The 15,245-nt window shown below is 44.5% G+C and carries 7 protein-coding genes; all 7 read left to right on the top strand.

Annotated elements, in window-relative coordinates; translation table 11 throughout:
• Positions 1–342: 342 nt before the first annotated feature.
• Positions 343–1,815: a signal recognition particle protein gene (ffh, locus tag WA1_RS39845; RefSeq protein WP_017748568.1), complete on the top strand. Its 1,473-nt coding sequence runs from the start codon at positions 343–345 to the stop codon at positions 1,813–1,815.
• Positions 1,816–2,045: 230 nt separating this feature from the next.
• Positions 2,046–2,306, top strand: a complete 261-nt coding sequence (rpsP, locus tag WA1_RS39840) for a 30S ribosomal protein S16 (protein WP_017748567.1) — start codon at positions 2,046–2,048, stop codon at positions 2,304–2,306.
• The gene (locus WA1_RS39835) at positions 2,269–2,709 is read left to right on the top strand and encodes a KH domain-containing protein (RefSeq protein ID WP_051077134.1); all 441 of its coding nucleotides are present in this window, start codon (positions 2,269–2,271) and stop codon (positions 2,707–2,709) included. The genes rpsP and WA1_RS39835 overlap by 38 nt, the downstream gene beginning before the upstream one ends.
• Before the next feature lie 285 nt (positions 2,710–2,994).
• The gene (gene rpsU, locus WA1_RS39830) at positions 2,995–3,171 is read left to right on the top strand and encodes a 30S ribosomal protein S21 (RefSeq protein ID WP_017748565.1); all 177 of its coding nucleotides are present in this window, start codon (positions 2,995–2,997) and stop codon (positions 3,169–3,171) included.
• 173 nt (positions 3,172–3,344) lie between these two features.
• Entirely contained in the window at positions 3,345–4,304 is a 960-nt protein-coding gene (locus tag WA1_RS39825; RefSeq protein WP_017748564.1) for a PhoH family protein, read from the top strand.
• 678 nt (positions 4,305–4,982) lie between these two features.
• Positions 4,983–5,756 carry a hypothetical protein gene (locus WA1_RS39820; protein ID WP_017748563.1) on the top strand — a complete coding sequence of 258 codons (774 nt, stop codon included), beginning with the start codon at positions 4,983–4,985 and terminating at the stop codon, positions 5,754–5,756.
• Between the two features lie 211 nt (positions 5,757–5,967).
• Positions 5,968–15,183, top strand: coding sequence for an Ig-like domain-containing protein (locus WA1_RS39815; RefSeq protein ID WP_066613182.1), 9,216 nt, complete (start codon positions 5,968–5,970; stop codon positions 15,181–15,183).
• Positions 15,184–15,245 lie beyond the last annotated feature (62 nt).

The raw sequence follows: 15,245 nt of genomic DNA, 5'->3' as shown, positions 1-15,245 counted from the left end.
TTCATTCTGATTGTCAAAGGTTATCATAACTTTAAAGCTAATGTATAAAATATTACTTTTATGTGACAAAAAATAGGGAGTGGGGAGTAGGGAGTAGAGAGTAGGGCAAGAAATTTTTATTTCCTCGTTGTGAGCTATTCTATTGCTCGTGGGGATCTAGTTTGAAAAAGGCAGTCCCAATGAAAAAATTTCATCACCAACCATGAAAATCCTTCTTTTCCACTCCCTACTCTCCACTCCCTACTCCCTTTTTTAATTGCTACAGCCCAAGTAAAAAACAACTAAGCTAAATATATATTGCGTTAAAACTTTGCTGGATAACTACCTGGAAACTCACTGATTATGTTTGAAGCACTAGCTGACCGTTTAGAAGTTGCCTGGAAGAAACTCCGGGGTCAGGACAAAATTTCCCAATCTAACATCCAAGAGGCTTTGAAGGAAGTACGTCGCGCCCTGTTAGAAGCAGATGTCAATCTCCAGGTAGTTAAAGATTTTATTACTGAAGTTGAAACCAAGGCGCAGGGGGCTGAGGTAATTGCTGGGGTTCGACCCGACCAACAGTTCATCAAAATTGTTCATGATGAACTGGTACAAGTGATGGGAGAAGAAAACGTACCTCTCGCACAATGCGATCGCGCTCCGACAATTGTTCTGATGGCAGGTTTGCAGGGTACTGGTAAAACAACCGCGACTGCTAAGCTAGCGTTACACTTACGTAAGTTAGAGCGCAGTTGCTTGATGGTAGCAACAGATATCTACCGTCCGGCGGCTATCGACCAGTTGATAACGTTGGGCAAACAAATTGAAGTACCGGTCTTTGAGCTTGGAACCGATGCCGATCCGGTAGAAATTGCGCGACAGGGCGTGGAACGCGGCAGGGCTGAAGGCGTGGATACAGTAATTATTGATACTGCGGGGCGTTTGCAAATTGATGAAGAAATGATGGCTGAGTTAGCCCGAATTAAAGAGGTTGTGCAGCCCCATGAAACGCTGTTGGTTGTGGATGCCATGACCGGTCAAGAAGCAGCAAATCTTACACGTACATTCCACCAAAAAATAGGTATTACTGGTGCCATTCTAACTAAGATGGATGGTGATAGCCGTGGTGGGGCTGCACTCTCGGTGCGGCAAATTTCCGGTTCCCCAATTAAGTTTGTGGGTGTTGGGGAAAAAGTGGAAGCCCTGCAACCGTTCTATCCCGAACGCATGGCTTCGCGCATCTTAGGCATGGGTGATGTCCTCACCTTAGTAGAAAAAGCGCAAGAAGAAATTGACCTTGCCGATGCTGAGAAGATGCAGGAGAAAATCCTGTCAGCAAAGTTTGACTTTACCGACTTTCTCAAGCAAATGCGCCTGCTTAAGAACATGGGTTCTCTGGGAGGTCTTCTCAAGCTGATCCCAGGAATGAACAAGGTTTCCGACGACCAACTTCGCCAGGGAGAAACCCAACTCAAGCGTTGCGAAGCGATGATCAATTCCATGACAACCGACGAACGTCGCGATCCCGATTTGTTAGCCAGTTCCCCCAGCCGTCGCAAGCGTATTGCCAGAGGTTCCGGTTATAAAGAGACCGACGTGAGTAAGTTAGTTGGTGACTTTCAAAAAATGCGTAATCTCATGCAGCAGATGGGACAAGGACGATTTCCTGGTGGAATGCCAGGAATGCTTGGTGGTGGTATGGGCGATCCCTATGCAGCAGGTAACCGCCCATCGGCACCTGGTTGGCGCGGTTACACTGGCGGTGCTAGTGGTGGTGCAAGCCCCAAAAAGAAACCCAAAAAAGACAAAAAGAAGAAAGGGTTTGGAACACTATAGTTTAGTTGTTAGTTGTTAGTTGTTGGTTGTTGGTTGTTTTCCCACTAACCACTAACCACTAACTACTAACCAAAGATACCCATTTTGTGCTAAGATTAGCTTTTTAGCAAGAAACGTTCAGCACCCTATCTTTGGGAGACGCTTGCGCCTATAGTGAGGTCTGTACAACACCGCTTGCCTACGAATAAACTACAAAATGATTGCTAGAAACAGGAGAACGATTTCTAAACATGATTAAACTGCGCTTGAAGCGATACGGTAAAAAGCGGGAAGCGAGTTACCGCATAATCGCAATTCAAAGCCTCGCTCGCCGCGATGGTCGTCCTTTAGAAGAACTGGGATTCTATAACCCTAGAACAGATGAAGTAAGATTGGACGTTCCCGGCATCGTCAAGCGGCTACAACAAGGCGCTCAACCAACAGATACGGTGCGTCGCATCCTGCAAAAAGCCAATGTCTTTGAACAGGTCAGTGCAAAAGCTACATCATAACGAGATTGCACAGAAATCCCTAGCGATCGGTCCAGACTATGTTGGACTGGTACGGTTTCTCATGCAACCATTTTTGGATTCTCCCGAATCTTTAAGCGTCGATTGTGAACTGACTCAAACGCACAAACGTGCTTGGATTCGCATTGCCTTTGATGGCACAGATAAAGGAAAAGTGTTTGGTCGGGGTGGACGAAATATTCAAGCAATTCGCACGGTGATTGCCGCAGCTGCTCAAGCAGTTGGACAATCAGTCTACCTTGATATCTACGGCAGTACTGCTGGTGGACGAGAGGGTTTATCTTTTGAAGATGAAGGTGAAGAGCGATTGCCACCGCCAAAACCCAGAGAGAGACGCGGAAACGGACCCAGACCTATTGTAAAAACCCGCTTCCGTTCTTATTGAGGTAAAGCGAGAAAGTCAAGAAAAGTATGAAGTGTAAAGTATGAAGTATGAAGTATGAAGTAAAAGTTACAAAATTCATCCTTTATCCTTCAACTTTTATCCTTCATGGCATGATGTCTTTTCCGTGTTTGCGCTGTAAATGCAAAACACGTATTGCTGTAAAAACTCTTCTCTTGTACAGAGAAAGCAATTATCTTCCATCACGGAAGCAAGCGCTATACTGCTTGCAGTAGGTGGGGTTTCTACAAGGGTCTGACAATCTCTCTAAGGAGGTGAAACTAGGGAGTGGCTGAAGTCCGTTTGGGTGAAAATGAGTCCATTGACTCAGCATTAAGGCGTTTTAAAAAGAAAATTCAAAAAGCCGGGATCTTATCCGAAGTCAAGCGTCGTGAAAGATACGAAAAACCCAGCTTGCGCCGGAAGCGCAAAGCAGAAGTTGCACGTAAAGGTGGTCGCTACTAAGTCAGTGACCAGTGACCAGTGACCAGTGACCCAAAAACTAGTTATTGGCTATTACATGAGTGATCGATAACTGATGAATGTCACAGCTAAGGTTTGAAAGCTGTTGTTATTCAAACCTAAACGAAGTAGAGAAGCGGTTGTTCGCGTCTCTACTTTCTCTCTAGTGATGACTAATGACTAATAACGTAACAATTCAACTACCGAATATACCAAGTGCGATCGCACTTGCAGGAGAAGGAGAAAACAATCTCAAAATACTTTCCCGACAAACAGGCGCAACTCTGGTACTGCGGGGGCAAGAACTTTATATTTCTGGAACAGAAAAGCAAATTGACTTGGCGAGTCGATTAGTGCGATCGCTTGAAGACCTTTGGAGTCAAGGCAATAACATTACTAGTACAGATATATCAACAGCCCGTCATGCTCTCGATACCCATCGAGAGCATGAATTGCTAGACTTGCAGCGAAATGTTATTGCTAAGACGCGCAAAGGCGAAGAAGTACGAGCCAAAACCTTGCGGCAGAGGCAGTATGTTGAAGCACTCAGTAAGCGCGATCTGATCTTTTGCACGGGTCCCGCCGGGACTGGTAAAACATTCCTGGCAGTTGTTATTGCCGTACAAGCACTCCTTGCCAATCAATTTGAAAAACTAATCTTAACGCGTCCTGCTGTAGAAGCAGGTGAAAGACTTGGTTTTTTACCAGGGGATTTGCAGCAAAAAGTCAATCCCTATTTGCGCCCGCTTTACGATGCCATCAATGAATTTATTGACCCTGAGAAAGTCCCATCCTTAATGGAAAAAGGGGTGATTGAAGTTGCTCCCCTAGCTTATATGCGGGGACGTACACTCAACAACGCTTTTGTCATAGTGGATGAAGCCCAAAACACAACACCATCTCAAATGAAAATGGTTTTGACTCGTTTGGGTTTTAATTCTCGTATGGTCGTGACAGGCGATATGACACAAACGGATCTCCCGAACAACCAACAATCTGGCTTAACACTGGCAACGCATATTCTAAAACACGTAAAAGGCATTGCTTTTTGCGAATTCTCTCAAAAAGATGTGGTGCGTCATCCTCTTGTTCAGGAAATTGTCGCCGCCTACGAGCGTCATGAAAACAATCATTAGATAGTGGTTAGTGGTTAGTAGTGTAGGACGGGCGAGAACGCCTGTCCTACATATTCTTGTGGTCTATTAGGGATGTCCAAGAAATAAATTACCCAATCTTGTGGTATGGGCGTCCTCGCCCGTACTTTATTAATGACGGGCTAGAAGCCCGTACCACAAGAGAAAGTTGATGATTTTTTTATTTGGAAGTCCCTTAATCTGAAAATTGAGGTTGCGTCAGTCCTAATATAACTCATCGCTTCTCATTCAAATTTTAGCCCCTGTATTAACACGTCAGGAATTGCAAGTGTTAAATTGTTCTTTACAGGAGTAGTTAAAAGTTATCTCTATCTTTACACGTTTTTCACAAAATTCCCTACGATTTGTAAGAAGAATTTAAAAAGCTCTTAACAATTTCAGTTTTTCTACTAAATTTTCCTCATCCGGACGATTTTCAGTAAAATTGCTCGTGTTTTTTATCAGTGGGTAATTTAATAATTAAGAATAAGAACTGAATCGGCTTAAAGAAATTGCTTTTACCGATTCACCGTTCCCACGCAGAAATACTCATAATCTGGATTCAACTGCTAGACAGTGTGGAACTGAGAAACCGGATGAAACCTAAAACTATCCGGTGTAGATTTGTGTGCCGCTCGAAATCTGAATTCTATCAATCCTAAAATTAATTAAAGGAATTTCATGAGTCAACAACTAGTCGGTAAAAATTTGGGGCTCGTCTTTGCTGTCAAAAACCATTCCCTTTCGATTCTGAACCCAGACTTCCTCAAGTACAGTGGTATTGTTCCCCAAGATTGGAATTTGGCAAGACAGCCAATTTATACCAACAGTGCAGTTCAGGTGGTATTCACCAATGGAATTAGTATTATTGCAGAACCAAATCGAGTGATTTTCATGGAACCCATTGACGACAAAACAATGTCGGAATTGAACATTGCGGAAATTGCTCGCAAATACGTACAAACCCTACCCAATATAGAATACGAAGCTGTAGGTATCAATCCCAGAGGCTACGTTTCTTTTGCCGGTTCTCCAGATGCGGCTCGCAAATACATGGCAGAAAATCTACTGTCTCCCGGTGCTTGGCAATCTGCTGGAGATTCCCCCATGCGAGCTTCACTCAACTTGGTTTACAAGTTCCAACGCGCTCCTTTCTATCTCAGCATCACTGAAGCCGCGTTGCGTAATGAAGACGAAACAAGCACCCCAATTGTGATGTTTTCTGGCAGTTTTAGCTACGAATTGAGTGGTGAGAATGGAGCCGAAAAAATCAGCCATTTGCATAACTGCCTTGAGAATTGGCAGACTGATTTAAATACTTACTCCGATCTCATTAATCAGAAATTTTTGCAGAAAATCCCTTCTAGCTTACTTGCAGCTTCTGATGAATCTACAGTTTCCGTTCCGGCTACAGTTCCGGATTTATTTACTATGAGTGCTGCCACAATAGCCTAAGAATATAAATATTATCCCAGCAACTGCAAGAATATGGAAACTGTAAATAAGCAGTGCTGGATATTTTTCTAATTAAATAATTAGCCAGCATTATTGTTACTCATGGGCTGAAGTTATTGGTTATCTTACCACTGACTCAAGCCCATAAGTAGGGTGAGAATATTTAAATAATTAATCATTTACTACTAGCATACTAGCAGGCGGGTTAGTCATGGTTCGGACTGTCAGCTTTGGAAATAACGGTGCATCTGATAATAATGATGGTTTGTTGCCACCTTCTCTATTAGAAAGTGCATCTTTAGTTGCACCGTTGGGTGATGATTCATCTTTATTGGGTTTACAAAAAACGCTTCAGACGCCAAGCGGAGGAGACCTGGTTTCAAATGAATTGTCGCGCCAAAACCCAGCCCTGACCACTCTTGACAATACAGACAATGCCGCTAACTCCAACACACTCGCCATCAATCCCTTTGACCAATCGCTATTATTCAAGCAACAGTCGTATACTCCCGTTAAATTTCAACCACTCACTCCTTTGAATCAAAAGGACAAAGATCTCCTTACAGGTGGTGACAATAATAGCTCACTCGTGAGCAGTCTTTCTGGCGACTTTCTCACGGGTGAAAGTAAAGAAACATCCCAAACTCAGACACAGGCATTGACGGGTTCAACCCAAAGTAGCCAAGGTCAAAAAACTTTAACACCCCAGAGTCCGAAACCGAACTTTACGATACGGACGGAAAAAACTATCAAAATCAATGGTGGAGGAGATTTAGACGGAGATCCTTTGGATCTGAGCGATGATGCACTCCTTTATGCAGGCAAAGGTTTCATATTTAACGGTAACCTTGTCTTGCCCGTACAAAGGGACAACGCCCTTAATCCAAAAACCGATAGTTCGGGCAAACTACTGTTAGTAGATAATGCTGTTGCCGTAGCACCAGGTTACACAACTAGTATTGCTAACGGTTCTGCCAAACAGTATGCTCCTTTGATTCCCCCTGAAGTTGTCGAGCCAGTTTCGATCGCTGTACCTGCGTATAGTGACCTCAAGCAGCAAGAACTTAGCCGCAAAATTCCATCAGGAACACCAACAGTTACCTTTGACATTCGCCAAAACCCCATTAACAGTTCTTCAGATTGGTCGAAGAAATTTCCACCTCCCGGCACGGCGAACAATCCTACTGTTGTCCGAGTGACAGGTGGAGGATTGAATATTCCTGCCAACGTCAATTTAAACTACTACGTCATTACGGTTGAACAGGGAGATATTAACTTTAACGGCAGCGGTCATAATTTTAATAATGTTGTCTTAGTTGCTCAATCGGGCAATATTAATCTATCCAGTTTACAAGCACGAGAATTGTCTGCCTTCGCGAATGGTTCTATCAACATGAACGGCAACGCTCGCTTTGCCGGGGCAACGTTATTAGCTACGGGTAGCACTTCGGGCAGCATTACGTTTAATGCTGCAACCAAAAACACAGATGCCACTAACAATGTTCGAGTTATCTCCAGTGGAAGCATTATTTACAATGGTTCATCTGACACTCGCGGGTACTTCATGAGTGTTGGAGATTTCACCTTCAACGGCACTTCGACTTTACACGGTAAGATTGGTGCTAAGGGTGATATTATCTTCAACGGCAAAACTACAGTCATTAATCCTGACTCGATTCCACCTACTATTACCGCGACTCTGGCTAATGACACAGCACCGGGCGGAACAACCAACACGGACAGAATGACTTATGACCCCACCATCATTGGAACTGTCACTGACTCAAGCTCTATAGTAGAATTGAGTGCAGGCTTAAATAACACCCCTATTGCTAACTATACAAACGTGACTGCCCAGCTTAAGGTTGATGGCAGTTTTGCATTTAATCGCGCTCAGCTAGAAGCTATGTATGGTGGTACACTGCCGGATGGCGTCCATACGTTGCATCTTGTGGCGTCAGATTTATACGACAACTCCTCGAACGTTTTTGACCTGACGTTTACCCTTGACACGAGTGTACTAACGCCCAACCAGCTCGATCTGCCTGCGATTGACGACAGTGGTTCTAGTAATACGGACAACATCACGAATAAAAATACACCTACTATTACAGGGAATGCTGAAGCTTTGGCTGCAGTGCAACTGTTTGATGGCGAGCGATTGGTGGGTCAAACCACAGCCACGAATACAGGGGCTTGGCGAGTGACTACAAGCAGCTTAAGTGATGGCGATCGCAACCTGACAGCACGCGCCACTGATATTGCTGGAAATGTTAGCCAACTCTCTCAACCGCTATTAGTAGCCATTGACACAGTGGCTCCCGATGCCCCCAATCGCTTGCGACTGACTCCAAAGACCGACACTGGAGCTAGCAACAGCGATAATATTACACTCAATCCGACGCCAACCATCACTGGAAATGCTGAGGCGGGGTCAACAGTACAGTTGTTCAAAGACGGACAGATATTAGGAACTGAGATCGCATCAAACATGGGTGAGTGGCAGCTACAAGTTGGACCTTTGGCTGATGGTGTCTATAATTTTACGGCTACTGCTGTTGACAAAGCTGGTAATGTCAGTTTGCCCTCTGACCAACTATCAGTCACTATTGATACAACTATAGCTGCACCCAAGGATTTGGATTTGGTAGCTAATAGCGACAGCGGTTTTAACAATACTGACAACATTACCAACAACAGTACACCAACCATTACAGGTATTGCCGATGCAGGGACAACAGTTCAGCTATTGAGTGACGGACAAGTTGTCGGACAGACGACTGCTACTGCCAACGGAACGTGGTCAATCACTCCCTTCCCCCAAACTCAAGGAGTGCATACTTTAAGTGCTATTGCTAGTGACATTGCAGGCAATGTCAGCGCTGGCTCTGTGCCACTGCAAGTCACTATCGACACCGTTTTACCAGTCTTGACTCTAACAACTGGGGTTGATACTGCACCGCTCACACAAAAATCCCGACTTGTTGGTAGCGTGGATGGAACTGGGAGTGCAGTGACTTCCTTTTCCTACCGCTTCGATAACTTCACAGAAATTCCAGTATCTTTTAACACTCAAGGAGCCTTCGACCAGCAGCTAGACTTTACTGGGGTACAAAATGGACAACATACCTTAACCATCACTACCACAGATACTGCTGGCAACGTTAAAAGCACTCAGTATAACGTGACAGTCGCCCTGGATAAAGATGCACCTGCGATCGCTGCCTCTTTAGTACGCGATACGGCTATTGGTGGAACTACTAACGCCGATGGTATTACTTTCGATCCAACTGTGAGGGGTACTGTCATAGATGCAAATCAGGTTATTGAATTCCGGGCGAGATTTGATAACACCCCAGTTGCTAACTTTGTCAATGTTACGGCACTGCGTCAAGCAGATGGTAGCTTTATCTTCACTCGCGCCCAACTCAATACTATTTATGGAAGTACGCTGCTGGATGGCGAGCATATTCTGCACTTACAAGCAGTCGATGAATACAATAATGTTTCGGGCATCTTTGACCTGACTTTTACCCTGGATACGACTCCACCATTTGTCTCAGTGCCAGACTTGCCAGCAAGTGATGACACCGGAATTAACAACGCCGACAACATCACAAAGAACACTGCACCCGTTATTACTGGTAATGCCGAAGCTTTTGCAGTTGTAGAGTTGTTTAAGAATGGACAATCTATCGGTCAAACAACAGCAGATAGTACTGGCAATTGGCTCCTAGCAACTTCTAACCTCGCTGATGGAACTCACAATCTCACTGCCACAGCCACTGACATTGCCGGAAATGTTAGCAATTCAAGTGCATCATTGCAACTTACCATTGATAGTGCTTTACCACAACTCACCCTCCAGACTCCGGTGGAAACTACACCGTTAACACCAGGAGTGCGGCTCGTTGGTAGTGTCGATGGTACGGGGTCAGCGATCGCATCAGTTGAGTACCGCTTCAATAATTTACCTCCCGTTGCAGTCCCCTTAAGCACAACAGGAACCTTTGATAAAGAATTGGACTTGACTGGACTCAGCAATGGGGAGCACATTCTGACAATCGCTACTACCGATGTTGCTGGTAATATTAAGATAACTCAATACAACGTAACAGTTGCCATCGATAAAGATGCACCCGCGATTGCTGCTTCCTTGGTACGCGATACCGCACCTGGTGATACCACAAATGCGGATAACATTACTTTTGACCCCTCCATTAGCGGTACTGTCACAGATACCAATCAAATTGTCCAGTTCCGTGCGGGTTTTGATAATGCTCCTGTTGCCAATTTTGTCAATGTCCTGCCCCAACTTCAAGCGGATGGTAGCTTTACTTTTAATCGCAACCAGTTAGAACAAATTTATGGCGGGCTTTTGCCTGATGGTTTTCATACCTTGCGTTTGCAGGCACAAGACCAGTACGGTAATACAAACAGCATTTTTGATGTTGCCTTTACCCTCGACACGACTACAGATGCACCTACTCTCAACCTGTCTGCTACAAGTGATAGTGGTATTAGCAACAGCGATCGCATAACTAAAGTACTTACCCCCACAATTATCGGTACTGCTGAGGCTGGTGCAACAGTTAAACTATATAGCGATAGTCAGTTCTTAGGACAAACAACCGTTGCGGCTGATGGTACATGGCTTCTGACCACATCAGAATTAACTCATGGTGTACATCAATTAAGCGCTACCGTCACAGATATTGCTGGAAATACCAGTACCGGATCTGACACTTTACAAGTAACTATTGATACTGCTATCCCACAATTAAATTTAACCACGCCAGTCCATCAAGCTTCACTGCAACAGGGAGCTAAAGTCTCAGGTAGCGTCAATGGAACTCTGAGTGGGGTCACTTCACTGATTTATCGCTTCAACAACAATAGTGAAGTCGCTATTACATTTGATGATACAGGTCACTTTGACCAAGAATTAGATTTGGCTGGTCTTAACAATGGATCGCACATTCTGACAATCGCTGCTACCGATCGCGCGGGCAACGTGACTGCAACTCAATATAATGTCACGGTAATTACCGATACTATTGGACCTGCGATCTCAGCTACCCTAGTTAACGATACCGCTCCCGGTAATACCACTAACAAAGATTGGATTACTTATGACCCAACTATCAGTGGCACTGTCACTGATGCTAATAGTGTAATTGAGTTTCGTGCGGGTTTTGACAGCACCTCATCAGACAGCTTTATCAGTGTCTTGACTGACTTGAAACCAGATGGGAGCTTCACCTTTAACCGCACTCGTTTAGAACAAATTAATGGCGGCACATTGCCAGATGGCATTCATACATTGCATCTGTTTGCTCGGGACGGATATGGGAATAATTCTAGTATTTTTGACTTTGCTTTCAACTTTGACACCACTCCACCCCAAACGCCAATCTTTAACCTAGAAACCACATCTGACTCCGGTACACTTGGCGACAAGAAAACTAAGTTTGAAACTGTAACGTTAGTGGGTCAAACTGAGGCAAATGTGACAGTGGTGTTAGAACAAACTCATGCCGTCACAACATCTGATAGCACTGGTAAATTTGCGTTTGCCAATGTCTCTCTGGCAATAGGAGACAATCCCTTTACTGTCAAGGCGACTGATATTGCTGGCAATGAAAAGACTTTCTCCACAACCATCTACCGTTTTAGTCCGCCTACTGCCATAACTCTAGTCGGTAACACTGTAGCAGAAAACAGCGCTCCTGGAATAGTCATTGGTCAGTTGAGCAGCACCGATCCGGATTCGGGAGACAGCTATACTTATACTTTGGTGGATGATGGGGGCGGGCGTTTCCGCATAGTGGGAAATGAGTTGCTTGTCGCCAATGGTCAACTCTTAAATTTTGAAAGTAACTCCGAGCATTCCATTACAGTCCGTAGTACTGATGCTAGCGGCTTAAGTAAGACGGAGATTTTTACTATTGGTGTCACCAACGTTAACGAATCTCCTATCTTTACTAGCACTCCTTTTTACACGGCTAATGAAAGTAGCACTTACACCTACAATATTGTCACCATTGACCCAGATGCGGGAGATACTCGCAACATTACAGCCTCTAACCTCCCTACTTGGCTCAATTTAGTAGATAACGGTGATGGAACTGCAACTTTAAGTGGAACTCCCACTCAGGGGATCTTCAACATTGATTTAGCAGCAACTGATGCAGCAGGACTCAAAGGAACTCAATCCTTTATCATCTCAGTTAACCCCGTTAATTCAGACTCACCCTTAGTTGAAGAAACCAACTTTACAGCCACTCGAGAAGTTCACTTCACAACGGGAGCAACTCCTTCTCTTATAAGCTTTAAGATTGACCCCAAGTTTGACAATCAAGATCTCAATTCAATCAACGATGCCTTTGAAGTAGCATTGGTTGATGTGAATGGGAACTCCTTGGTTCATACTGTTGCTAGCGGTCGAGACACCTTCTTCAACTGGACGGAAGGCGAAGAAATTGCTCTGGGAGCAGGCACGAGTTATAATTCCACAGACCGCATTGTCAGTTTGAACTTGACTGGTATCACTCCAAATACTGATGCCAAACTGGTGTTCCGTCTGGTAAATAATGATGGCGACACAACAACCAGCGTTAGGATTTCAGATTTTGTTATAACTCCCGCACCAGAAGGTACGCAACTCCCCGTTCAAAAAGACTTTGAAAAGCAACCAATACAAGGGTCAACGCCTAACTTTAACTTATTAAGCGATGTCTCTCAAAGTGTTGGTGCCGAGTACCACCGCACCACCTTTAACGCCGACACCAAGCTCCTGTATGCAGATATCGCCGTCCGCAATGCAGGCTCCTATAGCATTGATGCTCCGGTGCTTGTAGGCATTACAAATATTAGCGACCCCAGTGTCATAGTACGAAACTGGGATGGGTTGACACCTGAGGGTATTCCTTACTACGATTTCAGCAGTTTGGTAGCTGACAGCAAGCTTGACCCGAACGAACTGAGCGCTCAACGTTCCTTGGTATTCTACAATCCTCTTGGGGTGCAGTTTACCTACGACCTGGTGGTGCTAGCACAGTTAAACTCAGCACCTGTTATTGAAACTAAGCCAAACACCGAAATCATTGGTGGTCAGTCCTACCGCTACGATGTCAACGCGACTGACCCCAACTCTGATGTGCTGACATATAAATTGCTGGTATATCCAGAGGGGATGACCATTGACGCCAAGACTGGTGTCATTACCTGGGATACGGTAGCTACCAACAAAGGAAATCATGCGGTTTTCGTGGAAGTCAGCGACAGTCGCGGTGGCGTTACAGCTCAGCAGTGGACTTTATCAGTCATTGATGCACCGCCAAATCGACCGCCCATCTTCACTTCTACACCAGTCGTAGATGCAGCAATTAATACTGCCTATCAGTATGATGCGGATGCCATCGACTTAGACGCTGACAACCTGACCTATAAGTTAGCGCTGGGACCAGAGGGCATGACAGTCGATCCCACCACAGGTGAAGTCAAATGGACGCCACCATCTGTAATGGTATTTGGCGATACCGTACTAGGTCAGATTAACAATCCTGGTGAACAAGATGCGTTCACTTTCAGTATGGTTTCGGGACAGCGTATCTACTTTGATTCACTCAAGTTTAGTGGTAACTATTGGGAGTGGGCAGTGCAGATTTACAGCCCTAGTGGTCAGTTAGTAGTTAATTCTGATGCTAGATATGAAGGACCTCTTAACCTGACAGAAACTGGTAACTACCGCCTGGTGATTGATGGAAATGGTAGTACGACTGGTGACTACGGCTTTAGCTTGCTTGACTTGGATGTTGTACCCATTGCGCCAATGGATAGCAACGAGACTGGCGTACTCAATCCAGGGTCAGAGGATGACGTGTACCGCTTCACAGGCATTGCGGGTCAACGGTTGTATTTTGACAGATCAAGTAATAATACTAATCTAGACTGGGTGCTTTACGATGCAGGCAATAAAGTGATTCTCTTCAACAATTGGAATGACATGGAGATAGATCTGCCTGTTAATGGTGAATACATTCTGGCTTTAAGAGGTAGGGACAACATTAATCGCAATGTCCCTTACACCTTCCGTATTATTACCCCAGATACTAATACTGCATCATTGACCTTGGGTAGCAACGAGAATTCTCATATTATTAGCAATGCTATCTCTGAGAAGGGAGAGCAAGATGTTTATACCTTCACTGGAAGTATTGGGCAACGTTTGTCTTTTGATACCATCACCAACGGTTACTACACAACTAGGGCATACCTCTACAGTCCCAGTGGCATTACGATTTTTAACCGCGACCTGAGCGAACATAATGTTAGTCCATTTACCCTCACAGAAAACGGCACTTATCGCTTGGTGATAGATGGCTATGGAGAAAGCACAGATGCTTACAGTTTCAGTATGCTGGATGTGGGTTTGGATAACCAAATACCACTTGATACTGACATCAGCGGTCAGCTCGATCCCGGTCAGAGAACTCACTTTTATCAGTTTGAGGGAACTACAGGTCAGCAACTGTTTTTTGATTCGCTTAAGGGTGTGCCAAATACAAACTGGGAATTGGTCGGATCGGGCAATCAAGTGCTTCACAGCACCCAAATGAGTTATGACTTTGAGGTAGCGCTTGCAAGCACAGGCACTTACACTCTGGCGATTTATGGCTTTGACGGCAACCTTGTTGACTATCAGTTCCAAATTATTACCCCAGATACCAACACCGCATCGTTGACCTTGGGCAGTAATGATACTCCTCACATTATCAGCGATGCTATCTCTGAGAAGGGAGAGCAAGATGTTTACACTTTCACTGGAAGTATTGGGCAACGTTTGTCTTTTGATACCATCACCAACGGTTACTACACAACTAGGGCATACCTCTACAGTCCCAGTGGCATTACGATTTTTAACCGCGACCTGAGCGAACATAATGTTAGTCCATTTACCCTCACAGAAAACGGTACTTATCGCTTGATCGTTGATGGCAATGGAGAACAAACGGACGCATACAGCTTCAGTATGCTGGATGTGGGTTTGGATAACCAAATAGCACTTGATACTGACATCAGCGGTCAGCTTGACCCCGGTCAAAGAACTCACTTTTATCAGTTCGCAGGGACGGCTGGTGAACGTTTGTATCTAGACTCGCTAATGGATGCACCAAACACGTATTGGGATTTGGTAGGACCCGACAATCGAATTGTTTGGAACACTTATATAGGCAGTGACTTTGAAGCTACGCTCCATAGCACGGGTACTTATACTCTGGCAATTTATGGCTTTAACGATCTCCCTGTTGATTATAACCCACATTCCGCACTTCAAATTGAAGTACAAAAAAACTACAATCAACGTAAAAGTCAAACAATTAGGATAATTAAGAAAAGAATATTGAACCAATCCGTGGCATAAAGAAAAATTATCAATTATCAAATATTTAACTGATAAAACAGGTTATTTAAGCACTAAAAATT

This window comes from Scytonema hofmannii PCC 7110 (genome assembly GCF_000346485.2).
Classification (GTDB): Bacteria; Cyanobacteriota; Cyanobacteriia; order Cyanobacteriales; family Nostocaceae; genus Scytonema; species Scytonema hofmannii.
The sequence above is the reverse complement of the archived record's forward strand: the minus strand, read 5'-3'. Positions and strand labels throughout refer to the sequence as shown.

Excerpts from the sequence above, each read along its gene's own strand:
- WA1_RS39820 (WP_017748563.1), top strand. The coding sequence starts at position 4,983 with ATGAGTCAACAACTAGTCGGTAAAAATTTGGGGCTCGTCTTTGCTGTC.
- WA1_RS39825 (WP_017748564.1), top strand. The coding sequence starts at position 3,345 with ATGACTAATAACGTAACAATTCAACTACCGAATATACCAAGTGCGATC.
- rpsP (WP_017748567.1), top strand. The coding sequence starts at position 2,046 with ATGATTAAACTGCGCTTGAAGCGATACGGTAAAAAGCGGGAAGCGAGT.
- ffh (WP_017748568.1), top strand. The coding sequence starts at position 343 with ATGTTTGAAGCACTAGCTGACCGTTTAGAAGTTGCCTGGAAGAAACTC.
- WA1_RS39835 (WP_051077134.1), top strand. The coding sequence starts at position 2,269 with ATGTCTTTGAACAGGTCAGTGCAAAAGCTACATCATAACGAGATTGCA.
- WA1_RS39815 (WP_066613182.1), top strand. The coding sequence starts at position 5,968 with ATGGTTCGGACTGTCAGCTTTGGAAATAACGGTGCATCTGATAATAAT.